We start from the raw sequence: 26,206 nt of genomic DNA, 5'->3' as shown, positions 1-26,206 counted from the left end.
GTGATGCGTCAGAGTTCGCTCGTCGTCGTCGCCAACCGCCTGCCCCTCGATGACAACGCCGCACCGGACGGCGCCTGTGAGTGGCGGCGCAGCCCCGGAGGCCTGGCCGGGGCCCTGCAGCCGATCCTGCAGCAGACCCCGGCGACGTGGGTGGGCTGGGCCGGGGGCGTGGGCCCGGCGCCACGACTGCCCGACATCGGCAGCCTGCGGTTACGGCCCGTGGCGCTCAGCGAGGACGAACTGCGCGGCTACTACGAGGGGTTCGCCAACTCGACGCTCTGGCCGCTGTACCACGACGCGGTCCAGCAGCCGGTCTTCCAGCGGGAGTGGTGGGAGACGTACCGGTCGGTCAACCGGCGGTTCGCGGAGACCGCCGCCGAGGTGGCCGGGAAGCACGCCGCGGTCTGGGTGCAGGACTACCACCTGCAACTCGTGCCGCAGATGCTCCGGGAGCTCCGGCCCGACCTGCTGATCGGGTTCTTCATGCACGTGCCGTTCCCGCCGCCGGAGCTCTACATGCAGCTCCCCCGCCGGGTCGAGCTGCTGAACGGGCTGCTCGGCGCCGATCTGGTCGGCTTCCAGCGGGAACAGGCCGCGCACAACCTGGCCCAGCTGGCGCAGAAGCTGCTCGGCGCGGAGGCCACCGACGACGAGATCATCACGAACGACGGCCGGACCGTGCACGCGGCCGCCTTCCCCGTCTCCATCGACGTCACCGAGATGAGTGCGCTCGCCGCCCGTACGGACGTGGTCACCCACGCCAAACAGCTGCGCGCCGATCTGGGGTCACCCAAGCGGGTACTGCTCAGCGTGGACCGGCTCGACTACACCAAGGGGATCGAGCACCGGTTGACCGCGTACAGCGAGCTGCTGCGCGACGGGCACGTGAAGGTGCGGGACACGGTGATGGTGCAGGTCGCGGTGCCCAGCCGGGAGAGGGTCGAGAGCTATCGCGACCTCAAGGACCGGATCGAAGGGGAGGTCGGGCGGATCAACGGGGAGTACGGGCGGGTCGGGGAGCCGGCCATCCACTACCTGAACCAGCCGTTCGACCGGGCACAGCTGGCGGCGCTCTACCGTACGGCGGATGTGATGGTTGTCACACCACTGCGGGACGGGATGAATCTCGTGGCCAAGGAGTTCGTGGCGGCGCGCGAGGACGGGGCGGGAGCGCTCGTGCTCAGCGAGTTCGCGGGGGCGGCGGCGGAACTTCCGCAGGCGTTCCTGTGCAACCCGCACGATCTGGACGACCTCAAGGGCACGCTGCTGCGGGCGATGGAGGCCGAGCCGGGGGATCTGGCGGGGCGCATGACGGCGATGCGCGAACATCTCGGGCGGCACGACATCCTGGCGTGGGCGAGGGCGTATCTGACGGCGCTGGACCGGTCGGGGCGGCTGGCACGGCGGCTGCCCCATTAGGCGCGGCCCAGGCAGGGGCGGCCCAGACAGGGGCGGCCCAGACAGGGGCGGCCCGGCGACACGGTCATCCCCGAGAGGGCGCCCCGTGCACACGACGATCCCCACGGAGGGCGGCCACCGCACACGCTGAACGCCGCAGAGGCAGCCACCGCACACGATCCGCTCCCCGAGGGCTACCGGAGTACACGATCGGGTCGAGTTCGGGGCGCCAGGAGCACACGATCACCGTCTGAGTGCTCACGGCGCCCCCTGGCGGGCGGCCGCGCAACACGAACGGACACCGTGCACCCGCGCCGCCCCACGATCGCCGGCAACGGCCAAGATCCCGGCGAAATCGCCAAGATCAATACCCGTGCGATCTTGGCGACCCGGGAAAGGGGGCCCACCCCAAACCGGGGGAAGCCCCCATCCCTAACGGCAAGACTGGCAAATTCGGCTGATCTTGGCCCCGGCCCCTGTGGACAACCCCCGGCTGTGGATAACGCCTCGCACCGCCGATGACCGAAATTGCACAGTTCCGGCACCCGGATCACACGCGGCGAAACGGCGGGCTCACACGGGTCATTGACGCGCCGGTACCTGCTTCGCCAGCCAGTCGAGCACCGCGTCGATCGGCTCCGCCCAGGCGTCCTCGAGCAACAGGTCGTGCCCCATCCCCGGAAAGAGCAGCGGCGCTCCCCCGTACGCCCCCGCGGCCCGCTCCAGTGCCTTCCTCGACACCACCCGGTCGTCCGGGCTGCCCACCACCAGCACCGGGGGCCGCCCGACCGGTGTCGGCGGCGCCTCCCTGCCCGGCAGTTCCCGCCGCGGCCGCGGCTCGATCCGGCTCATGTACTCGGCCACCCGCTCCGCGGGGATCCCCGCGCCGAAGAGCTGCCGCGCGCTGAGCCGCAGCCGCCCGCCGAAGAGCGCCGGCAGGCTCCCGGCCGGGTTGGCCTTGAGCGCCGACCCCAGCGCCGACCACCCGTCCAGCACCGGCGCCACCAGGACGGCGGCCCGGGCGGGGTAGCGACCGAGCGCCCGCGCCACCACCAGGGCGCCGGTCCCGTGCCCGACCAGCACCGCCTGCCGGGGCAGCGCCGCGGCGGCCTGCACCACGTCGTGCACCTGGGCACGCAGGTCGCCGCCGGGGCGCGGAGAGATCACGTGTGCCGGGAAGCCGCGGCCGGCGGTATGCGGGAGCCAGTGCTCGGCGAAGATCCAGGCGCCGTGGCTCAGGCCGGGGACGAAGAGCACCGGCGGGTGTCCCTCGTCCTGGTCCGGCAGGAGCGAGGCGATCTCCCGGGGAGCGGCGGGAACCGGATCGGTCCAGTCCTCGAAACGCAGGATGTCAAAGCTCACGACGCCGACTCCATCTGGTTCAGCAGGCTCTCGACGGAACGCAGGTAATCCACGTGATCGACCTCGAACCAGTGCCGCCGGCTGGGCACCACCTTGCGGCGCGACCAGGAGCCGACCGGCCGGGTCGACTCCTTCGCCTGGATGGCGGCGGCGCGTTCCGGCTCGGAGAGGCGCAGCCGCAGCCAGCGGGCCACCGCCACGCTCTGCCAGTGTGCGAGCGGGAGCACCCCGGAATCCGGCTGGAGCAGGCCGACCACGGCGAGCGTCGGGGTGCGCCGGGCGAAGGTGTGCAGGTGCAGGTCGGGGCGGCCGTCCTCGTCCGCGGCGAGCAGCGCGGGGTCGAGGAACTCGAAGCGCGGACGGTAACCGGTCGCGGTGATCACCAGGTCCGGCTCGATCCGGCGGCCGTCGGCGAGGACCACCGCGTTGCCGTCGTAGCTGCTCACGTCCGGGACCGGGAGGATCTTGCCGTGGCCGAGGAAGTACGGCAGCTGGCTGTTGACGATCGGGTGGCTCTCGTACGGCTGGTGGTCCGGCGCCGGCAGCCCGTACCGGGTCAGGTCCCCGGTGGTCAGCCCGACCGTACGGCGGTAGAGCCACTGGCGTAGCCGCAGCGGCAGCCTGTACTTGAGCAGCCGGTCGTTGACCTGGTCCGCGGGACGGCCGAACACGTACTTGGGGGCGTACCAGTAGCCGCGGCGGGTCGAGTGCCACACCTTGGTGGCCTGCTGAGCGGCCTCGACGGCGATGTCGCAGCCGGTGTTGCCGCCGCCGACCACGAGCACCTTGCGGCCGCGCAGCACGGCCGGGTCCTTGTACGCGCTCGCATGGATCACCCGCCCCCGGAACTCCCCGGGGATCTCCGGCTTCAGCGGGTCCCAGTTGTGCCCGTTGGCGACGATCACGGCGGCGTACCGCTGGGTCCGGGAGGAGCCGCCGCCGGTGGACTGGGTGGTCACCTCCCAGCCGCCGTCCTCGGTCGGTACGGCGGAGACGACCTCCATGCCGAACCAGATGTGGTCGACGAGGCCGAAGTGCGCGGCGTAGCGCTCCAGGTAGGTCAGCACCTGGCTGTGGTGCGGGTAGTCGGGCCAGCTGTCCGGCATCGGGAAGTCGGGGAACTCGGTGAGCGGCCGGGACGAGATCAGGTGGGTGCCCGCATAGACGGGGCTGCGGTCGTGCCGCCAGTTCCAGGCACCGCCGACCGAGGTCTCACGCTCGTAGCAGTCCACCTGGAAGCCCAGCTCACGCAGGTTCTTTATGGCGGTCAGGCCGCTGGCGCCGGCGCCCACGACGCACACGGCGTCGCGGCGGTCACCCAGGTCCGGGGAGTCGTGCACCCGGCGATCCTGCCAGACGGCGGCGACGGCGGGAAGGCCAGGCGGCGGCGTCAGCCGGAAGGCAGGAGAAGGTCCGCGAGGACCGGTAGATGATCACTCGCGGCCCGCGCCCGATCCGCTGCGATGATCTCGTATCGTTCGATGCCCACCTCGGGGCTGACGAAAAGCCCGTCGATGCGCCGGCTGGGCGCCGAGGCCGGGAAGGTCGGCAGATCCTCCCGCGTCGTCACCAGGCCGTCCTCGATGGTCCGCCAGGCGCCGCCGCCGGGGCCCTCGTTCAGGTCGGCCGCGGCGATCAGCGGGCCCTCCTGCCGGGCGAGCTCGGTCTTCCAGTGCAGCGCCTGGGCCGGCCGCTCGTTCGGATCGGTGGCCAGGTGCGAACCGGAGACGGTGAACGAGGCGCCGCGGACCCGCCCGCGGGCGAAGACCGCGCCGCGCAGGTGCCGGCCCGGGGTGAGCGGGTAGCGCAGACACCAGGTCGCGCCGACCGCCACCCGGAGGCTGACCAGCAGCAGGTTGCCGAGTGCGGGCAGCCCGCCGGCCGCCACCACCAGGCCGCACTCGGCGGCGAGCGCCGCGCACTTGGCCCGCCACCGGAAGCGCCGGGGCGCCTCCTGGACGACGAGGACGTCCGGGGCGAGCTCACGGACCAGGGCGACGAGCGCCGCCCGGTCGTCCTTCAGCCCGTGCACGTTCCAGCTGAGCACCCGCAACGGCACCCCGGACATCCGCGTCCCCCGAAGCTCTACGAACGCCGGGCGAGGTCGGCCGCGCCGACCACACCGGCCACATTGCCCATCCGGGCCGCGTGCACCTCGGCGACCGGGAACCGGTTGCGCTGGGCGAGCTGGTCCCGGTACGTCCGCTCGGCCGGCCCCATCAGCAGCGGCCCGGCGTCGATCACCCCGCCGCCGATCACCAGGATCTGCGGGTCGAGGCTCTGGGCCAGGTCGGCCAGGGCCACGCCGAGCCAGTAGCCGATCTGCGCGAACGCGTCCATCGCCACGCCGTCGCCGCCCTGCGCCGCCTCGGTGATCTGCCGCCCGGTGATCGCCAGGGCGTCGCCGCCGGCCAGTTCCAGCAGGGCGGCGGCGCGCTCCGGTTCCTGCCGCGCGCCGGCCCGGGCGAACCGGACCAGGGCGTTGCCGCTCGCGTACTGCTCCAGGCAGCCGAGCCGCCCGCAGCCGCAGGGGTGCCCGTCCGGCACCGACTGGAGGTGGCCGAGTTCGCCGGCGATGCCGTTGGCACCGTGCCAGAGCTTGCCGTTCAGCACGATGCCGCCGCCGATGCCGGTGCCGACGGTGATCATCACCATCGAGTCGTCGGCCTCCTTGGCGACGCCGTACCGGAACTCGGCCCAGGCCGCGACGTTGGCGTCGTTCTCCAGCACGGTCGGCAGACCGACCGCCTTGCTCACGTAGTCGCGCAGCGGCTCGTCACGCCAGGCCAGGTTGGGCGCGAAGAGCACGGTCGAGCCGGCCGCGTCGATCCACGCCGCCGCGCCGATCCCGATCGCGGTCGCCTGCGGGTACTGCTCCGCGAGCTCCGCGGCCACCTCGACGATCGTGTCGCGGGTGCCGGCCGGGTCGTCCGCCGGTGTCGGCCGGCGGTTCGACGCGAGCACGTTGCCCTGCTCGTCGACCACGCCACCGGCGACCTTGGTCCCGCCGACGTCGATTCCGATGGTCAGCGTCACGCTGCCCGTCCCCTCTGAAACAAGTTCACACCGCGTCACCGTCACGGGCGCCGTCGCCCGGCGCGGCATCGCGATCCTCGGGCGCCGGAGCGCCCAGGTCATGATCCACGCTACGGGTCCCGGCCGGGCGGTCTGCCGGGGCCTCCGCGGTCGCCGCGGCCCAGACGTCAGAGCCTTCTCCCGTACGGGTACCCCTCGCGGCCCCCGCACCATCCTCGCGCCTCGCGGCCTCCGCCTGGACGCGACGCGCGCTGGCGACGGCCGCGGCCACCGCGCGCTCGGCGGCCGCGGCACGTTCCCGGGCCGCGGCGGCCTCCCGCGCGCTCGCCGCCGTCGCCGCCGCCCACGGGTCCCCGGCGCCCGCACCGCCCACAACACCCGCACCGCCCACAGAACCGGCGCCGCCCGCAGCACCCGCGCCGCCCGCAGCACCCGCGCCGCCCGCCGAGGCGTCTGCCCCGGACGAGGCGGATGACGCAGCCGAAGCGGATGACGCGGCCGAAGCGGACGAGCCAGCCGGAGAGGCCGGGTCGCGGGGAGCGGGTGCGGCGGCACGCGTCGCGGCGGACCAGGTGGCGTCCGGATTGCCCGGCCGGGGACGAGCGGGCTCGGCGGGCGGCTGGGGACGAGCGGGCTCGGCGGGCGGCGCCGGCGGGTGCGGCACCGCGACGGCGGCGAGCGAGGAGAGCCCGCGCAGCACGCCGGCCACCCCGGTGGCGATGTCACCCGCGCTGCTCGCGAGCCGGGCCGCGCCCTCCGGGCTGGGGTCGCGCATCGCGGCGATCACCCGGCACACCGGGCACACGCAGCACTCCACGCTGCCGTTGGCGAGCGTCTCCCCGGTGTGCGGCCGGGCCGAGGCGGTGACCAGGCCCACGAGACCGGTCACCGAGTCCACGAGTGTGTCCAGGACGTCGGCGCCGGGCTCCTCCTTCGTACCCGAAAAGGAACTTGACGTTGCTCTTGCGAGGATCGTGGCGACCAGTCGCTCGGCCTCGGCACGTGCTGACCCGGCCATTCCGTCTCCCTCCCCGCTGCGGCCCTCAGGCCCCCGGCAGGCTCTCCACCCGGCGCTTGAGCTCTTTGAGCGCCGTATCCATGATCAATTTTTCGGCCTTGCGGCGGAACATCCCGAGCATCCCGATCGCGAGTTCCACCGCCAGGGTGTACGTCACGGTGGTCACCCCGGGCGCCTCCTCGACCAGGTCGTACGAGCCCTCCTGGGACTTCTGCGTCTTCGAGGGTGCCACCAGCGTCCACTCGATCCGGGAGAGGTCGTCGGCGTACGCGTACTCCAGGGTGTACTCGTCGGCCATCACGCCGGCGTCTATCCGGAACCGGACCTGAGCGGCATACCCGTCCTCGTACTCCTCCACCACCTCGGCGTGTTTGATCGCCTCGGCCCACTCGGGGTAGGCCGCGAAGTCGCAGATCACCGCGGCGACCTCGGCCGACGGCGCATGGACCTGGATCGACTGCGTCGAGGTGTCCGCCATGCACGGGAGGCTACCCGCTGGGTACGACGGGACCGGTGAGGAGGGCACTCGTGGACGAGCCGTTTCCCCGGGTTCTCGCTAACATCCGTGTCGTGCCAGCCCAAGCCAGCGGTTCCACGCGTATCCGTCCGCTCGAGGCCGTGTCGCGTGTGATCATGCTCGCGCTGGTCGCCGCGCTCACCTTCGTCGCCACCAACGACCCGCGCCAGCTCGTCTGGATCGGGATGCTGGTGATCGCCGCCCTGCCCGCCTTCCTGGCCCGCAGGCATCCGCTGCTCGCCCCGGCCGGCCGGTTCGCCGAGGTGGCGCTGACCGGCCTGGCGGCGGGCTCGGTCGCCGCCGCGGCCGACGCGGTCACCGGGCGGGTGGACGCCGGGTTCGGTGCCGAGGCGGTCCTGCCCTACCTCGCCGTGCCGATGCTCACGGCCGCGCTGCGCCGCCGGTCCAGCGAGGGCGCCGCGCTGCTCGGGGTGGCCGCGGTCACCATGATCGCCGGTGGTGCGCTGGCCGGCACCCTCACCCAGCTGGGATACCTCGCGGTCGCCGGGCAGTGGCTGGTGCTCGGCGCGATCGTGACCTTCGCCGCCGAGACGATGCGCCAGTTCCTGCAGCCCGCCGAGCCGACCCCGCAGCCGTACGCGGAGGCCACCCGGCTGCTCACCCAGCTGCGCAGCGTGGCCCGCTCGCTGCCGGGCGCGACCCTGGACCCGGGCGGGATATCCGAGCATCTGCTGGAGGAGCTGCGCCTGGTCGCGCCGGGCCACCGCGCGGCGGTGCTCTCGGCCAGCGGCGGCGGACGGCTCGTGGTGCTGGCCCAGACCGGCGCGGAGCGGGTCGACTGGGAGACCACGCTCGACGCGGACTCGGCGATCGCGGACGCCTGGGCCACCCAGCAGCCGCAGGTGGCGAGCCGCTCGCAGGCCCGGTCGCACCGCACGGCCGAGGTCTCCTCGCTGACCATCCCGCTGGTCGCCGGGGTCCGCACGATCGGCCTGGTGATCCTGGAGACCGACGAGGCCGGGGCGTACCCGTCGGCGGTGCTGCAGGCGGTGACCGAGGTGACCGGCCCGGCCGCGCTGCGCCTGGAGGCGGCGCTGCTCTTCGACGACGTCCGTTCGCTCGCCACCAACGAGGAGCGCCAGCGCCTGGCCCGGGAGATCCACGACGGGGTCGCCCAGGAGCTGGTGATGGTCGGGTACGGCATCGACAACGCCCAGGCCACCCTGCCGGAGGGCGCCGAGGAGACCGCCGAGGAGCTGCGCACCCTGCGCTCCGAGGTGACCCGGGTGATCCAGGAGCTGCGGCTGAGCCTCTTCGAGCTGCGCTCCGAGGTCGACCGGAACGGCGGGCTGGCCGCCGCGATCGCCGAGTACGCCCGCACCCTGGGCACCAGCGCCGGACTGCGGGTGCACTTCACCTTCGACGAGTCGACCGCCCGGCTGCCCGCCGCGACCGAGGCCGAGCTGCTGCGCATCGCCCAGGAGGCGATCACCAACGCCCGCAAGCACGCCGGGGCGTCGAACCTCTGGGTGACCTGTACCGTGGACCCACCGTATGCGGAGATCGAAGTCTCCGACGACGGGAAGGGCTTCGCGGACAACCGCCCGGACGGGCGGTACGGCCTTACCATCATGGCGGAGCGGGCCGAACGCATTCGAGGCCGTCTCAAGATCACCCCGCGACACCCGAGCGGGACAACCGTCGCCGTAGTGCTCGGAACCCCGCCAGGGCGCGATAGCGTGCGGGATAGCGTTTCCGCTCCAGAAGGGGAGTAATCCGAGCATGTCGACCAGTCCGGCGCCGACCACGCGCACCAAGGTCCTCCTTGTCGACGATCACGATCTGATCCGTAAAGGGCTGCGACACGCATTCGAACGCGACCGTCAGTTCGAGGTCGTCGGCGAGGCGGCGACCGCCGCGGAGGCGGTGCGCCAGGCGGGCGCACTGCAGCCCGATGTCGTGATCATGGACCTGCGGCTGCCGGACGGCAGCGGCCTGGAGGCCACCCGCGCCCTCCGCAAGAACAACCAGAACATGGGCATCGTCGTGCTGACCATGTACGCCGGCGACGACCAGCTCTTCGGTGCTCTCGAGGCCGGGGCCAGCGCGTTCGTGCCGAAGACCGCCCCCGCCGACGAGGTCGTGGCGGCCGCCCGGCACGCGGCCTCGGCGCCCAGCGCGTTCACCGCCGCCGATCTCGCCGAGGCGATGAAGCGCCGTCTCGCCCCGTCCGGCCCGCAGCTCTCGCCGCGCGAGGGTCAGGTGCTCCGGCTGCTCGCCGACGGCATGAGCGTGGCCGGGATCGCCAAGCAGCTCTTCGTCTCGGAGTCGACGGCGAAGACGCACATCTCGAAGCTCTACGAGAAGCTGGGCGCGGCGAACCGGGCCCAGGCGCTCATGACCGCCTTGCGATTGGGCCTGCTAGAGGCGCCGGACGCCCCGAAGTTCTAAGCATTTCGGACATTTTCGGCGTTTCTCTTTATGAATCGCTGAATGCCCAGATAAGCCTCACACCCCAGGCACAGCCCGAAGGCTGCGTTGAGGAACGCCGCGAGTAACCCGAACGCCGCGGCAAGAAGTCCGGTCGTCTCCGCGCCCGCCAGATATCCCCCCGCGGAGACGCTCAGGAACCCGAACCCGACGAGTTGCGCGAAGCGCACCGGCGCCGCGGGTTCCGTCTCGGCGGGTCTCCCCACCCGCGGCAGGATCACGGCACGGAAGACGAGAGCGTACGGCCCCCACTGCGGGCGGTATGCGGTGATCGCGAAGACCACCGCCTGCGCGAGCGCCAGCCACCCGGATCCGGTGATCAGCACGAGCGCGATGACGGCGCTGGTCATGGCCGCGGCGAAGCGCTGGCCGCGAGGGTCGAGTTCCATGATCCTATTATTCCTCTAAGCTTGATAGGACTTTGCGCAGCAGGCCGTTGAGCTGTGCCAGCTCCTCCCGGGAGAGCGCCGACAGGGCCTTCCGATCACGCGCCATGCCCTCGAAGATGTACCGCTCCCACATCCGGCGGCCCTCCGCGGTGGGCCGGACGATCACCCGCCGCCGGTCGGTGGCATCCGTCTCCCGCGTCACCAGGCCGGCCGCGGCCAGGCGATCGAGGCGGCTGGTCATCGCCGCACGGGTCACCTTCACCACCTCGGCCAGCTGCGCCGGCGTCGCCTCGGTCGGCCACGGCTGGACCATCAGCGCGTGCAGCGTCTTGTAGTCCTGCAACGTGAAGTCGTCGCCGTCCGCCGCGAAGGCCGCCACGTCCTCCCGGCGCTGGATCCGCTCGATCCGGAACATCCGCACCAGCGCGCCCTCGATCTCGGGATCGAACGACGACTCGTCCTTCCAGTACGCCGACCAGCGATCGACGTGCTGATCCACGCTGTCCTTCATCGGGCCATGATGCCACGCCGGGCCGACTATCAGATCGAGTAATTATTAGTTGATTGATAGTTAGACACTGAACTACTTTGGCAGGCATGACACGCGACTTCCGGCTCCTCGCCGCCGGCCAGACCCTCTCCTGGCTCGGCAACGGCTTCCAGACCGTCGCGCTCGCCGTCGCCGTGGTCACCGCGGGCGGCGGCGCCGGCGACCTCGGACTGGTGATGGCCGCCTCGGTGCTCACCCTGCTGGCCGGCACGCTCTTCGGCGGCGTCTGGGCCGACCGTCTCCAGCCCCGCCGGGTCATGGTCGTCTCCGACCTGGTCCGGATGGTCGCCACCGCCGCCATCGCCGCGATGTTCGCCCGCGGCGGCTACCACCTGCCCCTGCTCTGCGCGCTGACCATGGTCTCGGCCGGCGCCGGCGCGTTCTTCACCCCGGCGATGAGCGCGCTGCGGCCGCTGCTGGTCCCGGCCGCAGCGCTGCAGTCCGCCAACGCGACCCTGAGGATGCTGCAGACCGCGTGCGGCGTCGCGGGCCCGGCGCTGGGCGGTCTCACCGTCGCCGCCTTCGGCGCTCCGGCCGGTTTCTCCGTCAACGCGGCCAGCTTCCTGCTCTCCCTGGTCGCCGCCGCGTTCATCACGGTACGTGCGGAGCGCGGCCCCCGAGCGTCGCTCCTTCACGAGCTGGCCGCCGGCTGGCAGGAGATCCGCCGCCACGACTGGTTGATCGGCGGCCTCTTCGGCGCCACGGTCTACCACATCGCCAACGGCATGATCCTCGTCCTGGTCCAGGTCATCGCGGTCTCCCGCCTCGGCGGCCCCCACGCCATCGGCTGGATCTCCGCCTTCGAGGGCCTCGGCGGCCTGATCGGCTCCTCGATCGCGCTGCGCTACCGCCCGCGGCGCCTGCTCCGCGCCGGCTGGACGACCCTGATGCTGATGCCGCTCTGGGCCCTCTCCTACGTCTGGCCCGGCCGCCTCACCGCGATCCTGCTCGGCGCCGTCGTCGGCTACGCGGGCCTGATGTTCTTCGCGGTGGCCTGGGAGACCGCGATCCAGGACCGGATCCCGCAGTCCATGATGGGCCGCGTCTCCTCCTGGGACTACCTGACCTCGTTCCTGGCCATGCCCCTGGGCAACGCGCTGGCCGGCCCGCTCGCCGCCCGGTTCGGCGCGAACCCGGTCCTGACCGCCGCCGCGCTGATCCTCTTCGCCTCAGCCGCCGCCCAGTTCCTCATCCCGGGGGTACGCCACCTGACCCGCACCACCACCCCACCGGCCCCGGTCCCCGCGTGACCGGCCCCGCTCCCGGCCGGACCGGTCATGGGCCGGCCGGGCGGTACCCGTGGGCGGTGAGCCGGCACGACCCACGCTGGTGACGATCCCGCCGGAATCGACCGGCGGGTCACCTCCGAGCGCCGGCCAGGAGCGTCAGGTGGGGAGGAGGCCGGCGAGGGCGGCCAGCAGATGGGGCTTGGTGGGTACGCCGGTGGCACGCCGGGCGACCCGGCCGCCGGCGTCGACGATCAGCAGGGTCGGGGTACGCCAGATGTTCAGGGTGCGGACCTCGTCGAGGTGGGACTCGGCGTCCACGTCGACGTGGCGGACGGCCGGGAGCAGGGCCGCGACCTCGGCGTTCACCCGGCGCATGGCCCGGCAGGGTGCACAGAACGCGCTCGAGAACTGCAGCAGCGTGACCTGTCCCGGCTCGACGCCGAGGCGCCGCAGCAGGGCCGGATCGAGGGACTCCGCGGACTCTTCCACGAGATCATTGTCCGGCACGGCCCCGGACGGAGCGGCGACCGCGGGCGCAGAACCGGGCACGGGCACAGGGCGGGGATCGGGCACGGATACAGGCTCAGGACGGGCACCGGGCACGGATACAGGCGCAAGACGGGGATCGGGCGCGGGTGCAAGGCCGGGGCGGCGACGGGGCGGGACCGGGCGGAGCCTGCCGTCGCTCCGGCGGCGCCACCGGCCCAGCCCCATGCCGGCGGCGAGCACCACGGCCACGGCGGCTACTCCCATGGGGTCCATGGGATGACCATGACACGCTGGTCAGGCCGATTGGTAGGCGCTGGCCTGCAGTGTGAACAACTGCGCGTAGACGCCGCCGGCCGCCATCAGCGTGTCGTGGTCGCCCTCCTCGACCACCGCGCCGTGGTCCAGGACGTAGATCCGGTCGGCCTCGCGGACGCTGGCCATCCGGTGGGTGATCAGGACGACCGTACGGCCGGTCGCCAGGTCGCGCAGCCGGCGGTAGACCTCGTGCTCGGCGCGGGCGTCCAGGTTGGCGGTCGGCTCGTCGCAGATCAGCAGGGCGGCGTCGCGGTGGAAGGCCCGGCTGACGGCGAGGCGCTGCCACTGCCCGCCGGAGAGGTCGGCGCCATCGGTGAAGTGCCGGGACAGGATGGTCTCGTACTGCCGGGCGAGCTCCATCACGAAGTCGTGCGCGTCGCCGGCCCGGGCGGACTCCTGGACCTGTTCGAGGGTGGCCGGGCGGTCGTGCCGGCCGATCGCGATGTTGGCGCGGGCGGAGAGCGGCCAGCGGGTCGGCTCCTGCATCACCACGGCGACCCGTTCGCGCAGCGACTCGGGATGGAAGCGGGACACGTCGTGACCGTCCCAGCTGACCGTGCCCTCCTGCGGGCGGTAGAGGCCGGCCAGCACCGCGGCCAGCGTCGACTTGCCGGAGCCGTTCTCGCCGACCAGCGCGATGATCTGGCCACGGCGCAGGGTGAGGCTGACGTCGCGGACGGCGGGGCGCTCCGCGTCGGGGTATCGGAATGTCACCCCGTCCGCCCTGATCTCCTCGAACGTCTCCGGCGCCCGGAGCGACGTGTCCGGCTCGGCGTGCGCCTCCGAGAGCTCGCAGAACTGCCGGAAGTCGGTGAAGTAGAGGCCCTGCTCGTAGACCCGGTTCGTGGCGAAGGCCAGTTCGCCGAGCTTGCCGATGCCGATGTTGATGGCGTATGCGGCGGCACCCGCGGCGGCCAGCTCCACCCGGCCGGTCCAGAGCAGCCAGCAGAGTGTCACGTACGCGAGACCGGTGGCCAGCCCGCTGAGCGCCTGGCCGTACAGGCGGGTGCGAACGGACCGGGTGACCACCCGGATCTCCTCCAGGGTGGAGACGCGGAGCAGCCGTGCGGCCTCGGCCAGCAGGAATCGCCGTACCGTGAAAGCACGCAACTCACCGGCCGGCTCCCGCGCCGCCAGGAGGTGGGAGAACATGCCGTGCCGTCGCCAGACGGCGATGAGCCGCAGCCTGCTGCGGTAACTGAGGCGGGCCGCGTACACCGCCGCCCAGGCGGTCGGCAGGACGGCCAGGACCAGCAACGGCAGCAGCGCCGGGTGCAGCACGGTGAGCACCCCGGCCGCCACGGCCAGCCCGATCAGGCTGGTCAGCACGTCGATACCGAGGTCGACGAGCTGCTGGGCGGCGTGGATGCCCCGGTCCCGGGCCCGCTCCATCGAGTCGCGCCAGTCCGGGTCGTCGAAGGTGGCCAGGCCCACCCGGGTGGTGAGGTCGAGCAGGCGGTTCTCGGCGGCCTCGTAGACCACCGGCGAGAGACGGCCGTGCGCGGCGGCCGCGGCCGAGGCGAGCAGCCCGCGGACGGCCGTCGCCACCACCAGCAGCACCAGCGAGGGCACCGCGGCGCGGACCCGCTCCGGGGTGGGGCCGGCCTGCAGCAGCCCGTCGAAGACGCCGACCACGCTGACCAGCCCCAGCGCGCCGGCGATGCCCGCGGCGACCTGCAGGATCAGGACGGCCAGGCTGGTGCCGGGACCGGCCCGCCAGGCGAGCAGCCAGGCCTCCCGGAGCAGGCTCGGCAGCCGCCGGAGCATCCGCAGGAAGCCGGTGTCGGCGGCCTCCTTGGTCCTGGTCAGCCAGTAGGGAACCGCCAGCTCGGCATCGTCGGTCCCGGTCTCGGCGTCGTCGGGCATCGGCGGCCTCCTATCGAGGGGGTCCCTGCTCCGTTCCTACGCCGTGCATCGCGTGAATGCCAGAGTCACTCACCCGTGAGGAGAGCGGTGAGCCGGGCGGCCTGCTTCTCCCAGCGCCACTCCGCCTCCACCCAGGCGCGTCCGGCGGCCCCCATCGCGCGGGCCCGTTCCGGGTCGGCGAGCAGCCCGGCGATCCGGTCGGCGATGGCCGGCACGTCGCCGCCGCCGACCACGTAGCCGGTCTCGCCCTCGCGGACCGCGTCCGGCGCACCGCCCGAGTCGCCGCCGACCACCGGCAGCCCGGTCGCCGAGGCCTCCAGGTAGACGATGCCGAGTCCCTCGACGTCCAGGCCGGCGGCCCGGGTCCGGCACGGCATCGCGTAGACGTCGCCGGCCGCGTAGTGCGCCGGCAGCTCGGTCCAGGGCACCGAGCCGGTGAAGACCACGTCGGACTCCAGGCCGTTCTCCCGCGTCAGCCTCTCCAGATTCTTGCGGTACGGTCCCCCGCTGACCAGCAACAACGCGGCGTCCGGCACGCGGCGCCGGATCTCCGGAAGTGCCCGGATCAGCATGTCCTGGCCCTTGCGCGGCACCAGCCGGGAGACGCAGACGACCACCGGGCGCCCGGCCAGCCCGTACCGCTTGCGGACCTCGGAGCCGTCCACGCCGGGGTGGAACGTGTCGACGTCGACGCCGGGGGCGAGCCGGCTCAGCGTGGTGAGCCCGTGCAGCGCCCGGTCCAGCCGGGTGCGCTGGTACTCCCCCAGGTAGGTGATCACGTCGTTGCCCCGGGCGATCCGGCGCAGCAGGCCGCGGGCGCCGGGCAGCGCCGCCCAGCCGATCTCGTGCCCGTGGGTGATCCCGACCGCGCGCTCGATCCCGGCGCTCCGGCGCAGCCCGTGGGCGAGCAGCCCGAGCGGCGCGGCGGCCCCGAACAGCACCCTGTCGCACCCGTACGACCGGGCCAGCTCGGTGGCGCGCCGGGCGACCGCCGGGGTGGGCAGCAGGATGCCGGTGCTCTCCCGGACCACCGCGAAGGGCTGCTCGGCGTCGAACGCGGCCGCACCCCGCCAGGTCGAGGAGTAGACCACGATCGAGTCGGCGGGCTGGAGTACCGCGAGGTTGTGCACGAACTGCTGGATGCCGCCGGGCCGGGGCGGGAAGTCGTTGGTGACCAGCAGGGTGCGCCCCATCAGCGCTCTCCCCGGGCGTACGCGCGGGCCGCGGCGATCCGCTGCACGGTGGACGGGTGCGAGGCGAACATCAGGTGCTCCCAGTTCGGCGGGTCGGGGTCGGAGAGGTTGACGGTGCCGAGGCGGCGCTGCATCGCCTCGAAGACGGCCGGGTCGCCGGTCAGGTCGAGCGCGTGCACGTCGGCCCGGGCCTCGATCCGCCGGGAGACGAAGGCCTGGCCCGGCCCGGCGAGCAGTCCGGCCAGGGTGGCGAGGGCGAGCAGCAGGCCGATCGCGCGGGGCTCGCCGATCCCGTCCACCCCGGCCAGCCGGAGCAGCCCGGACCAGGAGCCGAGCAGGTAGACCGCGATCACCGCGAGGGCCGTGCCGAGCGCGCCGAGCAGGGTGCCGGTGAGCACGTCGCCGTCCTTGGCGTGGCCGAGCTCGTGCGCGGTCACCGAGACCACCTCATCCGGGGTCGCCTCGGTGAGCAGGGTGTCGTAGACGACGATCCGCCGGGTCGGACCGAGGCCGGAGACGTACGCGTTGACCGCCCGGGTACGCCGGGACGCGTCCGCGACCAGTACGTCCTTCACCGGTACGCCGTCCCGTGCGGCCAGGCTCATCAGCTCGGTGCGCAGCTCACCGTCGGGCATCGGGGTGAACCGGTTGAAGATCGGCTCGACCACCACCGGGAGGACGAAGGAGAGCAGCACGACCAGCGCCGCCGCCCCGGCCGATCCGAACGCCCACCACCAGCGCGGGGCGAGGTGGGTGACGGTGTAGAAGCCGGCCAGCGCGAGGCCGCCGAGGACCGCGCCGACGGCGTACGACTTCAGCAGGTCGGCGGACCAGGCGGACCAGGACTGGGTGGATATGCCGTACCGGACCACGATGGTGTGCCGCCACGCGGCGAACGGCAGGGTGAGCACCTCGCCGATCAGCACCACGAGCAGACCGCCGAGCACCGCCCGGGCCAGCCAGTGGCCGCCGAACGGGCGGCCGGCCAGCTCGACCAGCCGGGCACCGATCGGGGTGAGACCGATCGCCAGGGCGACCAGCGCGCCGAGCGCCAGGCTGGCGTAGCCGCTGGGGCGCAGCTCGGCCCGGAACTGCCGGGACCGGGCCAGCCGGTCCTGCGGGAAGTCGTCCAGCGCGGCGACCTGGTCGGCACGCGGCGCGGGCGCGCGGTGCCAGGGCACGGTCACCGCGGCGACGACGGCGAACGCGACGAGCAGGACGCCGAAGGCCACCACGGCCCAGATCCGGGGGGTCATGCGGAGAGATCCTAGGGTCAGGAACGGGAGAGCCGCCGCAGCAGCGAGTCGGCGCCCATCGGGTACGCCCCGTGCCGCCGGACCCCGTCGGCGACCTCGCGGTCCGAGGAGACCACGACCACCGGGCGGCCGGGCGGCTCGGCCCGGACCAGCTGCCGGACCAGTTCGTCGGCGGTGGTGCCCTTCTTCGAGAAGAGCACCCGGACGCCGCGCGGCGCGGGCGGCAGGCCGTGCACCCGCTCGGCGCCGTCGAAGACCACGGTGACCTCGTCGCCGGTCTGCGCGGCGATCCCGCCGAGCCCGGTGATCAGCCGTTTGCGCTGCTGCTCCAGGGACATGTCGTTGAAGCCGCGCTTGGTCACGTTGTACCCGTCCACGATCAGGTGGGCGCGGGGCAGCGCGAGCAGCTGGTCGAGGCGGCCCGGGTCGTCGGTGTCCTGGGCGCGGGCCCGGGAGCGCTCGGGTGCGCCGGGCCGCTCGGCGGCGCTGTCCGCCACGAAGTCGGCGGGCAGTTTCTCGCTCGGGTCCAGGGCCAGCTCGCGGCGGAGCCCGGAGGCGGCCTGCCCTATCGTCTCGAGCAGCAGCCAGAGCCGGGCGTCGTCGACCGCGCGGGCGTCCTTGGCCGCCTGTTTGCCGGTGGCCGCCGAGGCCTCGGCGTCGGCGAGCCGGCTGCGCAGCCGGCGCAGCTCGGCCTCGTGCTCCTGGGCCTTGCCGCTGGCCCGGCCCTGCTCGGTCTTGACCAGGTCGGTGGCGCGCTTCTGGGCGGCGAGCGCGTCGCGCAGGGCCTTGGCGGTGGTCCGCGCCTCCTCACGCAGCTGGCCCAGTTCCTCGCGGACCCGGGCCAGCTCGTCGCGGAGTTTGTCGGCCTCCACCCGGGCGACCGCCCGATCGTGCTCGGCCCGGGTGGCGCGCTGTTCGGCGGCCCGGATCTGGCCGGCTATCGCCGCGCTGTCGGCCTCGGCCCGGACCGCGTCGCCGGCCGCGTCGATCAGGTCGCGCCAGCCGTCCGGGCGGGCCAGGTAGGCCAGCGCGGCCACCTCGACCGGATCGGCGGCGGCCGGGGCGACCCCGCTGGTCACCGCGCTGCCCAGGTCGCCGGCGTCGGAGACCGCGCGGCTGCCGATCCGCTGCCGGAAGAGCGGGTCCGCGGCGAGCTGGGCGGCGATCTCCCGGCCACCCAGCCGGGCCCGGCGGTTGGGCGCGAACCGGGCCACCCGGCGCAGCGCGACCGGGACCTCGTCGCCGGGGAGGCCGGGCAGGGCGGCGGCGGCCAACTGCATGATCCGCTGACGGACGGTCTCCGGGAGGACGGGCTCGGGGGCGAAATCCGCATCCTCGAGGGCCGCCTCCTCAGCGGGGCGGTCATCGGGGCTCAGCGGCGCGGACATCCACCCATTCTCACACTCTGGCTAGCCAAAACGCTTGTCGAGGCAAGTGATCTTTTGCGTTCGCGTTCGGTTTCTGTCGTACCCCGGCTCTAATGTTGCCCGCCGTGGCAGAACCGGCGTACGTGCAGGGCACTCTGGACACGCTGCTGACCGCCGACGGCTCGGTGGATCCGGCGGCGCTGTCCCTGGCCGACACCACCTTCGTGGTGCTGGACCTGGAGACCACCGGCGGGGCGCCGGACGGCGGCGGGATCACCGAGATCGGGGCGGTCAAGGTGCGCGGCGGCGCCCGGCTGGGTGAGTTCGGCACCCTGGTCAACCCGGGTGAGCCGCTGCCGCCGTTCATCACCGTGCTGACCGGCATCACCGAGGCGATGCTGCGCCCGGCCCCGCCGATCGAGACGGTGCTGCCCAGCCTGCTGGAGTTCCTGCGCGGCGCGGTCCTGGTCGCCCACAACGCGCCGTACGACGTGGGCTTCCTCAAGGCCGCCTGCGCCCGGCACGGCTACCCGTGGCCGGCGCCGCGGGTGCTGGACACCGCGGCGCTGGCCCGCCGGGCGCTCACCCGCGACGAGGTGCCGAACCGGAAGCTGGGCACGCTGGCCCAGTTCTTCCACGCCGAGGTCTCCCCCAACCACCGGGCGCTGGACGACGCCCGGGCCACCGTCGACGTGCTGCACGGGCTGATCGAGCGGCTGGGCAGCTTCAAGATCCACACCCTGGGCGACGCGATCGAGTTCGCCAAGGCGGTCACCCCGGCCCAGCGGCGGCAGCGCCACCTCGCCGACGGCCTGCCGCACGTGCCGGGTGTCTACATCTTCCGGGCCGCCGACGACCGGCCGCTCTACGTCGGCACCTCCAAGGACGTCGCGACCCGGGTCCGCAGCTACTTCACCGCCGGGGAGAAGCGGGCCCGGATCTCCGAGATGCTCACCGCCGCGGTCCGGGTCGAGGCGGTGGAGTGCGCCCACCCGCTGGAGGCCGAGGTCCGCGAGCTCCGGCTGATCGCGAGCCACGCGCCGCCCTACAACCGCCGGTCGAAGTATCCGGAGCGGGTGGTCTGGCTGAAACTGACCGCGGAGGCGTACCCGAGGCTGTCGGTGGTCCGCCGGCTCACCGAGGACGGAGCGACCTACCTGGGCCCGTTCTCCTCCCGGCGGACGGCCGAGCTCGCCGCCGCCGGTGTCTACGACGCGGTGCCCCTGCGACAGTGCACCCACAAGCTCTCGGTACGCACCAGGACGCCGGCCTGCGCGCTGGCCGAGCTGGGCCGCTGCCCGGCGCCCTGCGAGCACGAGATCTCCCCGGAGGCGTACGACCTGCGCGCCGCCCTCCCGTTCCGGGAGGCGACGTCGGGCGACCCCGGCCCGGTGATCACCGCGATCCTGGCCCGGATCGAGGCGCTCAGCGGCCGGCAGCGGTACGAGGAGGCCGCGACCGTCCGGTCCCGCCTGATCGCCCTGCTGCGCGCGCTGATCCGGATGCAGCGGCTGGACGCCCTGACCCGCCTCCCGGAGATCGTCGCGGCCCGCCGGGACGACCGGGGCGGCTGGGAGATCGCGGTGGTCCGGCACGGACGGCTGGCCGCCGCGGCCACCTCGCCGCCCCGCGCGCACCCCCGGCCGACCCTGGACGCGGCGAGGCTCACCGCCGAGACGGTCCTTCCCGGACCGGGCCCGGTTCCGGCCGCGACCGCCGAGGAGACCGAGCGGATCCTCGCGTGGCTGGAGCGTTCGGACACCCGCCTGGTGGAAACCGCCGGCGACTGGGTGTCACCGGTTCGTGGCGCCGCGCGTTTCTCCAGCCTCCTCACCAGGGCCGAGACCGCCGCTTCGACACAAGACTCGACCGTTCGCCTATCGGTAACTGACCGTTCGGATGACGCTCGCTCGCTTAGGCTGTAAGGCACGCGGGACCGTTGTGGTGATTCACTTGCCACAGGCTTTCTGAAAACGGTCCACGCATGCCACGCTGGAGGCCGTGCCACGCTCGAAGCAACGCGTGGACGATCGGTGAGGAGGTGTCCGGGTGGACGTCGACGCCGGCCACGGCGCCGCTATCGGTCGTGCCCTGCCGGCCGCACCGTCCTCCTTCTCTCGCCGACTGCGGTCGCTGCTGAGCTTCCAGGGCAACGACGACGATCCGGTGGCCACTCTGGCCCGGACGCACCGGACCATCCATCCCTCGGCCGACGTCGCGGTCCTGCGCCGCAGCTACGCGATCGCCGAGAGCATGCACCGCGGGCAGTTCCGCAAGTCCGGAGATCCGTACATCACTCATCCGCTCGCCGTCGCGCAGATCTGCGCCGAGCTCGGGATGGACACCACCACCCTGGTCGCCTCGCTGCTGCACGACACGGTCGAGGACACCAGCTACACCCTGGAGGCGCTGCACGGCGACTTCGGGCCCGAGGTGACCCACCTGGTCGACGGCGTGACCAAGTTCGACAAGGCGTTCTACGGCAAGGCCGCCGAGGGCGAGACGATCCGCAAGATGATCGTCGCGGCCGGCAAGGACGTCCGGGTGCTGGTGATCAAGCTGGCCGACCGGCTGCACAACATGCGCACGCTGGACGCCCGCTCCCCCGCCTCCCGGGCCCGGATCGCCAACGCCACGCTGGACGTGCTGGTCCCGCTCTGCGACCGGCTCGGCATCCAGGCCCTCAAGCGCGATCTGGACGACGTGGTGCTCTACCACCTCGAGCCGGATTCCTACGCGCGGATCGACGAGCACGTGAAGAACCGTCCCGGCTGGAACGAGTATCTGGCCGACGTCTCCGCCAAGGCCCGGACCGCCCTGCGCCGCGGCCGGGTGGACGCCGAGGTGACACCCCGCCCCCGCCACTACTACTCGATCTGGAAGGACACCGTCGCCGGCGGCCACACCGTGCCGCTCGACCTCCCCCGGATCGCGGTCGTGGTGGACGGCCCGGACACCGACTGTTACGCCGCGCTCGGCGCGATCCACGGGCGATGGCGACCGGTGGCCGGCCGGTTCAAGGACTTCATCGCCTCGCCGAAGAACAACCTGTACCGCTCGCTGCACACCACCGTGGTGGGTCCCGAGGGCCGTCTGGTCGAGGTGCTGATCCGCACCACCACGATGCACCGCTACTCCGAATACGGCGTGGCCACCAGCTACCGATATCCCAAGGTGTCCGACGAGCCACCCGGCGCCGACCAGCTGACCTGGCTGAAACGCGTACTGGACTGGCAGCAGGACACCACCGACGCGGCCCAGTTCCTCGACTCGCTCCGCTGCGACCTGGCCGAGGGTCAGATCACGGTCTTCGCGCACGGCAACGCGTACGAGTTGCCCGGCCAGTCCACCCCGGTCGACCTGGCGTACGAACTGGGCCCGGACAAGGGCGACCAGTGTCTCGCCGCGACCATCAACGGGCGTCTCGCCCCACTCAGCTCGCAGTTGCGCGACGGTGACGTCGTCGAGATCTTCTCGGAGAACGACGGGCACGTCGAGGCCGAGCCGAACGCGCCGCGCGGCCCCCGCCGGGAGTGGCTCGGCTTCGTCAAGTCCAGCCAGGCACAGATGCAGATCAACCGGTACTTCGACGAGTCGAACGAGCCGAACGGGATCAGCATCGCCGACAAGGTCCGCCTGGGCCGGGCCACCATCGGCCTCACCCTCCGCAAGCACGACCGCGGCCTCGCCAGCGAGGTCCCGCTCCGCCGCCTCGCCGAGGAGCTGGGCTATCCCGACCTGGAGACCCTGCTGGTCGCGGTCTGCGAACGCAACGTCGAGCCCGATGTGGTGGTCGAGCAGCTCATCGCGCTGGTCGACCACCCGGACTGAGACTCTCACCGAGTCCGGCTAGCCTTACCCGGATGAACGTTCCCCGGCAGCAGCTCCGCGGCCTCGCCTACCAGATCTTCTACGGCCTGCCGCTGCCGTTGCGCCGGCACATCGCCCGCGCCGTCTCGCCGAAGTACCTGGTCGGCGCGGTCACCGTGATCCGCGACGCGGAGGCGCCGGAGCCCGGCGGTCTCCTGCTGCTGCGCCAGCCGCCGGGACGCGCCTGGGGCCTGCCGGCCGGCCTGCTCAAGAAGGCCGAGCTGCCCGCGGTCGGCGCGGCCCGCGAGCTCTTCGAGGAGGCCGGCGTCCGGATCGAGCCGGGTGACCTGCGCCCCGGCAACCCGAACGCGATCGTCCACCCGAACGGCGGGGTCGTCGACACGGTCTGGTTCGGCTGGGTGCCCGCGTCCAGCACCCCGCTCGTGGTGGACGGCGGCGAGGTGCTCGAGGCCCGCTGGTTCCCGATCGACGACCTGCCGCAGCTGACCTGGCCGACCGCCCGTCTGCTGGGCATCTACGGCATCGGCCCGCTCGCCGGTGAGCTGCCCCCGTCGGTCCCGTCCGCCAGCGCCGCGCCCGGCCCGGCCTCGTACCCGGCCTCGCGTCCCGCCTCGCGCCCTGCCGAGAACGATCAATGACGGCCGACGTCTGCGGCCTGGTCCTGGCGGCCGGTGAGGGGCAGCGCCTGCGCCCGCTGACCGCGACCGTGCCGAAGGCGCTCTGCCCGGTCGGCAACCTGCCGCTGCTCGATCACGCGCTGCACCGGCTGACCGGTCTCGGTCTCGTCGGCCCGGACGCGGTGGCCGTGAACGCCGCCTACCTCGCCGGTCAGGTGGTCGCGCACACCGCCGGGCGCGCGCATCTCTCGGTCGAGCCCGACGGGCCGCTCGGCACCTCGGGCGGGGTGGGCCGGCTCCGGAAGTGGATCGACGGCCGCGGGGTGCTGGTCGGCAACGCGGACGCGTACCTGGTGGATCCGCTCCGGGAACCCGGCGCGGACATCACGGCAATGCTGGACGGCTGGGACGGCGAGACGGTCCGCCTGCTCACGCTCCCCTGCCTGCCGGGCACCACCGGCGGCTTCAGCGGCGACCGCTTCGCGGGGTTCTCGCTGCTCCCCTGGCGCCATGTCCAGACCCTGACCGACGAACCCTCCGATCTGGTACGCACGGTCTGGCGCCCGGCGGAGGCCGAGGGCTCCCTGGAGCTGATCCGGTACCAGGGCCACTACGCCGACACCGGCACGCCCGCGCTCTACCTCGCCGCCAACCTGGACGCCGCGGGCGACGGCCTCGCCGACCCCTCCGCCGAGGTCACCGGCGCGGCCACGAGCTCGGTGATCGGCGCGGGCGCCCGGGTGGCCGGCACGATCGACCGCTGCGTGATCTGGCCGGGCGCCGAGGTGGCGGCCGGCGAGTCGCTCACCGGCGTGATCCGGGCGCCCGGTGGGCTGACCGTTCCCGGTCTTTAAGCGACCTTTGACGTCTCAGTCGGCGTCCGGCAGCCCGATCGCGAAGGCGTCCTCCAGGTCGTGCTTCGAGTACGCCCGGAACGCCACGTACGACTCGGTGTTGATCACGCCCGGCGTCTTGGAGATCCGGCCCGCGATCACCTCGGCGATGTCGTCGAACCGCGGCACCCGGACGATGGCGACCAGGTCGACGCCGCCGGCGACGGAGTAGACCTCGCTGACCCCGTCCAGCGCGGCGAGCGCCTCGGCGACCTCGGGGATCGAGTCGGTGGCGCAGTCGATGTGGACGATCGCGGTATTCACCTGAGGTCTCCTCACCTGCCAGGACGTGTCGTGACCATGCTATCCACTCCGGCGCCCGGCACCGCCCGGGACGCTTGAATATCGACCATTGTCGTTTGCATCCCCGCATCAGAATGCTGTCAACTCCCTAACGGATAGTTGATCGTCTATCAAAATTCGCTCCCTAGCCTGGCTTTCACGCGCCACACGGCGCAGCCCCCAGACCGGCGGCACCGACGCCGGGAAGCTCGGAGGAGCCAGATGCGATCCCTCACCCCCGCCCGCGCCACCGCGGTCCTCGCCGGCGTCGCCCTCGCCGTCGTCGCCACCGGACCGGCGTTCGCCGCCGAGAACATCGGCACCGTCCAGCACGCGGAGAGCCCGACCGCGGTCGCCGGCAGCTACGTCGTCACCCTCAAGGACGGCAAGCAGGTCGACCAGGCCACCGCGAACCGGCTCGCCGGCCTCTACGGCGGCTCCGTCTCGCACGTCTTCGGCCACGCCGTCGAGGGCTTCTCGGCCACGCTCTCCGCCCGGCAGGCGGCCCGGCTCGCCGCGAACCCGGCGATCGCCTCGGTCGAGGCCGACCAGACCGTCCACATCACCGACACCCAGTCCTCCGCGCCGTGGGGCCTGGACCGGATCGACCAGACCGCCCTCCCGCTGAGCGGCACCTACACGTACGGGCCGAGCAGCGGCACCACGGTCTACGTGATCGACACCGGCATCCTCACCACGCACACCGACTTCGGCGGGCGGGCCGGCTACGGCTACGACTTCGTCGAGGGCGACAGCACCGCGCAGGACGGCAACGGCCACGGCACCTTCGTCGCGGCGGTCGCGGTCGGCAGCACGTACGGCGTGGCGAAGAGCGCGAACGTGGTCGGCGTCCGGGTGCTGGACAGCAGCGGTTCGGGCACCACCTCCGGCGTGATCTCCGGCATCGACTGGGTCACGGCGAACGCCGTCGCCGGTAAGTCGGTGGCGAACCTGAGCCTCGGCGGCAGCACCAGCAGCACCCTGGACGCCGCGGTCACCCGGTCGATCGCCGCGGGCATCCCGTACGCGATCGCGGCCGGCAACTCCGGCGTGGACGCCAGCACCACCTCCCCGGCCCGGGTCGCCGCGGCCCTGACCGTCGGCGCCACCAGCAGCACCGACGCCAAGGCCTCCTGGTCCAACTACGGCTCGGTGCTGGACCTCTTCGCCCCCGGCGTCTCGATCACCTCGGCCTGGCGGACCAGCACCACCGCCACGTACACCGGCAGCGGCACCTCGTTCGCCTCGCCGCACGTCGCCGGGGCGGCCGCGCTCTACCTGGCCGCGCACTCGGGCGCCTCGGTCGCCACCGTCAACGCCGCGATCGTCGCCGCCGCCACCAGCGGCGTGGTGACCAGCGCCGGCACCGGCTCGCCGAACAAGCTCCTCTACACCCCCTCCCTCTCGAGCTGATCCGCACCTCTCCGAGCCGGCCGGGCACCCGCCCCGGCCGGTTCCGGCAAGTGTGGCGTAATTGACCTTTTTGAACCGAAGATGGAGCGCAATCGTCGAAAACCGCGCAGACGAGACACGATCTCGTACGGATATCCGGCGATGGAGGAAACGTGCCCGAGAACAGCCGACAGGCGCCCCAGGCCCAGCTCTACGACCCCGCGATGTTGCGGGGATACCTCGAGCGGGAGAACGACGTCCTCCGCCAGCTCGACAAGGACCACGGGAATCAGTCCGGACACGACATCGCGGCGTCGCGGGCCGTCGGCGCCCACCCGGCGAACGCGAGCCCTCTGGACAAGGCGATCCGGTTCTTCAACGACGACCGGCAGTCCCTGATCATGCGGCAGACCCTCGCCAGGGCGCACCAGAACCCCACCGACGCCGTGCGGTTCATGCAACAGGTGGGCGCGCAGGGCACGGACGCCTACGGCTACCTGCACCAGGCCGTCCTGCAGACTCCGCTGCCGGAGACCGAGAAGCTGAAGACCGTCCAGAAGCTCTTCGAGCCCCACCTCGCGCGGTTCGGCGCCGGGGACGCCGGCAAGATGCACACGTTGCTGAGGGAAGGAGATCAGAACAGGCTCCGTGACTCGCTCACCCTCCCTGTCACGCTGATGTGAGACAGCCCGTCTACCAGGGGATACTCTTCCTGGACGGCCCTGAGGAGAGCACATCAGCATGACGTCGAAGCC

24 protein-coding genes are annotated in these 26,206 nt (G+C 72.8%); 10 read left to right on the top strand and 14 right to left on the bottom strand.

Going from position 1 to position 26,206, the window contains the following annotated elements; all coding sequences use genetic code 11:
• Nucleotides 1-3 precede the first annotated feature (3 nt).
• Nucleotides 4-1,419 carry a trehalose-6-phosphate synthase gene (locus AB0M08_RS36225; RefSeq protein ID WP_364503637.1) on the top strand — a complete coding sequence of 472 codons (1,416 nt, stop codon included), beginning with the start codon at nt 4-6 and terminating at the stop codon, nt 1,417-1,419.
• Nucleotides 1,420-1,980: 561 nt separating this feature from the next.
• Here the strand turns inward: AB0M08_RS36225 and AB0M08_RS36220 are convergent.
• Genes AB0M08_RS36220 through AB0M08_RS36195 form a run of 6 tightly spaced genes read right to left on the bottom strand, consistent with a single transcriptional unit; the run spans nt 1,981 to nt 7,292 of the window.
• The gene (locus AB0M08_RS36220) at nt 1,981-2,760 is read right to left on the bottom strand and encodes an alpha/beta fold hydrolase (protein ID WP_364503634.1); all 780 of its coding nucleotides are present in this window, start codon (nt 2,758-2,760) and stop codon (nt 1,981-1,983) included.
• Entirely contained in the window at nt 2,757-4,100 is a 1,344-nt protein-coding gene (locus tag AB0M08_RS36215) for an NAD(P)-binding domain-containing protein (protein ID WP_364503631.1), read from the bottom strand. The genes AB0M08_RS36220 and AB0M08_RS36215 overlap by 4 nt, the downstream gene beginning before the upstream one ends.
• A gap of 50 nt (nt 4,101-4,150) precedes the next feature.
• On the bottom strand, nt 4,151-4,828 hold the full coding sequence (locus AB0M08_RS36210) for an endonuclease/exonuclease/phosphatase family protein (protein WP_364503628.1): 678 nt from the start codon (nt 4,826-4,828) through the stop codon (nt 4,151-4,153).
• 17 nt (nt 4,829-4,845) lie between these two features.
• Nucleotides 4,846-5,796 (bottom strand): ROK family glucokinase, encoded by a 951-nt coding sequence (locus AB0M08_RS36205; protein WP_364503625.1) that lies wholly within the window; start codon nt 5,794-5,796, stop codon nt 4,846-4,848.
• A 25-nt stretch (nt 5,797-5,821) separates the two neighbouring features.
• Nucleotides 5,822-6,814 carry a hypothetical protein gene (locus AB0M08_RS36200; protein ID WP_364503622.1) on the bottom strand — a complete coding sequence of 331 codons (993 nt, stop codon included), beginning with the start codon at nt 6,812-6,814 and terminating at the stop codon, nt 5,822-5,824.
• A gap of 25 nt (nt 6,815-6,839) precedes the next feature.
• Nucleotides 6,840-7,292 carry an SRPBCC family protein gene (locus AB0M08_RS36195; protein WP_364503619.1) on the bottom strand — a complete coding sequence of 151 codons (453 nt, stop codon included), beginning with the start codon at nt 7,290-7,292 and terminating at the stop codon, nt 6,840-6,842.
• A gap of 155 nt (nt 7,293-7,447) precedes the next feature.
• Between AB0M08_RS36195 and AB0M08_RS36190 the strand changes: the two genes are divergently transcribed.
• Nucleotides 7,448-9,067 carry a GAF domain-containing sensor histidine kinase gene (locus AB0M08_RS36190; RefSeq protein WP_364503759.1) on the top strand — a complete coding sequence of 540 codons (1,620 nt, stop codon included), beginning with the start codon at nt 7,448-7,450 and terminating at the stop codon, nt 9,065-9,067.
• Between the two features lie 7 nt (nt 9,068-9,074).
• Nucleotides 9,075-9,743, top strand: a complete 669-nt coding sequence (locus tag AB0M08_RS36185; RefSeq protein WP_364503616.1) for a response regulator transcription factor — start codon at nt 9,075-9,077, stop codon at nt 9,741-9,743.
• Here AB0M08_RS36185 and AB0M08_RS36180 read toward each other — a convergent pair.
• Both AB0M08_RS36180 and AB0M08_RS36175 read right to left on the bottom strand, forming a co-directional pair.
• Entirely contained in the window at nt 9,740-10,171 is a 432-nt protein-coding gene (locus tag AB0M08_RS36180; RefSeq protein ID WP_364503613.1) for a DUF4395 domain-containing protein, read from the bottom strand. The two genes, AB0M08_RS36185 and AB0M08_RS36180, sit on opposite strands and share 4 nt — an antisense overlap.
• 7 nt (nt 10,172-10,178) lie before the next feature.
• Complete coding sequence (locus AB0M08_RS36175) at nt 10,179-10,682, bottom strand: MarR family transcriptional regulator (protein WP_364503610.1); 504 nt, start codon at nt 10,680-10,682, stop codon at nt 10,179-10,181.
• An 86-nt stretch (nt 10,683-10,768) separates the two neighbouring features.
• Here AB0M08_RS36175 and AB0M08_RS36170 point away from each other — a divergent pair, with 86 nt between their 5' ends.
• Nucleotides 10,769-11,971 carry an MFS transporter gene (locus AB0M08_RS36170; protein ID WP_364503607.1) on the top strand — a complete coding sequence of 401 codons (1,203 nt, stop codon included), beginning with the start codon at nt 10,769-10,771 and terminating at the stop codon, nt 11,969-11,971.
• Nucleotides 11,972-12,106: 135 nt separating this feature from the next.
• On the opposite strand, the gene AB0M08_RS36165 is transcribed toward AB0M08_RS36170, so the two are convergent.
• From AB0M08_RS36165 to AB0M08_RS36145, 5 genes are all read right to left on the bottom strand, one after another.
• On the bottom strand, nt 12,107-12,439 hold the full coding sequence (locus AB0M08_RS36165) for a thioredoxin family protein (protein WP_364503604.1): 333 nt from the start codon (nt 12,437-12,439) through the stop codon (nt 12,107-12,109).
• Between the two features lie 294 nt (nt 12,440-12,733).
• On the bottom strand, nt 12,734-14,620 hold the full coding sequence (locus tag AB0M08_RS36160; protein ID WP_364503601.1) for an ABC transporter ATP-binding protein: 1,887 nt from the start codon (nt 14,618-14,620) through the stop codon (nt 12,734-12,736).
• A 65-nt stretch (nt 14,621-14,685) separates the two neighbouring features.
• Nucleotides 14,686-15,813 carry a glycosyltransferase family 4 protein gene (locus AB0M08_RS36155; protein WP_364503598.1) on the bottom strand — a complete coding sequence of 376 codons (1,128 nt, stop codon included), beginning with the start codon at nt 15,811-15,813 and terminating at the stop codon, nt 14,686-14,688.
• Nucleotides 15,813-17,069: a M48 family metallopeptidase gene (locus AB0M08_RS36150; protein ID WP_364503595.1), complete on the bottom strand. Its 1,257-nt coding sequence runs from the start codon at nt 17,067-17,069 to the stop codon at nt 15,813-15,815. The genes AB0M08_RS36155 and AB0M08_RS36150 overlap by 1 nt, the downstream gene beginning before the upstream one ends.
• 17 nt (nt 17,070-17,086) lie before the next feature.
• Nucleotides 17,087-18,349, bottom strand: coding sequence for an NYN domain-containing protein (locus AB0M08_RS36145; RefSeq protein WP_364503755.1), 1,263 nt, complete (start codon nt 18,347-18,349; stop codon nt 17,087-17,089).
• A 200-nt stretch (nt 18,350-18,549) separates the two neighbouring features.
• Between AB0M08_RS36145 and AB0M08_RS36140 the strand changes: the two genes are divergently transcribed.
• The 4 genes from AB0M08_RS36140 to AB0M08_RS36125 all read left to right on the top strand — a co-directional run bounded on the left by AB0M08_RS36140 (nt 18,550) and on the right by AB0M08_RS36125 (nt 23,738).
• Nucleotides 18,550-20,361, top strand: coding sequence for a DEDD exonuclease domain-containing protein (locus AB0M08_RS36140; protein WP_364503592.1), 1,812 nt, complete (start codon nt 18,550-18,552; stop codon nt 20,359-20,361).
• A 124-nt stretch (nt 20,362-20,485) separates the two neighbouring features.
• Nucleotides 20,486-22,267, top strand: coding sequence for an HD domain-containing protein (locus AB0M08_RS36135; RefSeq protein ID WP_364503589.1), 1,782 nt, complete (start codon nt 20,486-20,488; stop codon nt 22,265-22,267).
• 32 nt (nt 22,268-22,299) lie between these two features.
• Nucleotides 22,300-22,905: an NUDIX domain-containing protein gene (locus AB0M08_RS36130; protein WP_364503586.1), complete on the top strand. Its 606-nt coding sequence runs from the start codon at nt 22,300-22,302 to the stop codon at nt 22,903-22,905.
• Entirely contained in the window at nt 22,902-23,738 is an 837-nt protein-coding gene (locus tag AB0M08_RS36125; protein ID WP_364503583.1) for an NTP transferase domain-containing protein, read from the top strand. Before AB0M08_RS36130 ends, AB0M08_RS36125 begins: the two co-directional genes overlap by 4 nt.
• Before the next feature lie 15 nt (nt 23,739-23,753).
• Here AB0M08_RS36125 and AB0M08_RS36120 read toward each other — a convergent pair whose 3' ends face one another.
• Nucleotides 23,754-24,041 (bottom strand): Lrp/AsnC ligand binding domain-containing protein, encoded by a 288-nt coding sequence (locus tag AB0M08_RS36120; RefSeq protein ID WP_364503580.1) that lies wholly within the window; start codon nt 24,039-24,041, stop codon nt 23,754-23,756.
• 240 nt (nt 24,042-24,281) lie between these two features.
• On the opposite strand from AB0M08_RS36120, the gene AB0M08_RS36115 reads away from it, so the two are divergent.
• Together AB0M08_RS36115 and AB0M08_RS36110 are read left to right on the top strand one after the other, a co-directional pair.
• A complete protein-coding gene (locus tag AB0M08_RS36115; protein WP_364503577.1) occupies nt 24,282-25,472 on the top strand; it encodes a S8 family peptidase in 1,191 nt (396 codons plus the stop codon).
• 152 nt (nt 25,473-25,624) lie between these two features.
• A complete protein-coding gene (locus AB0M08_RS36110) occupies nt 25,625-26,134 on the top strand; it encodes a hypothetical protein (RefSeq protein ID WP_364503574.1) in 510 nt (169 codons plus the stop codon).
• Nucleotides 26,135-26,206: the final 72 nt, after the last annotated feature.

This window comes from Actinoplanes sp. NPDC051851, assembly GCF_040681165.1.
Lineage (GTDB): Bacteria > Actinomycetota > Actinomycetes > Mycobacteriales > Micromonosporaceae > Actinoplanes.
The sequence above is the reverse complement of the archived record's forward strand: the minus strand, read 5'-3'. Positions and strand labels throughout refer to the sequence as shown.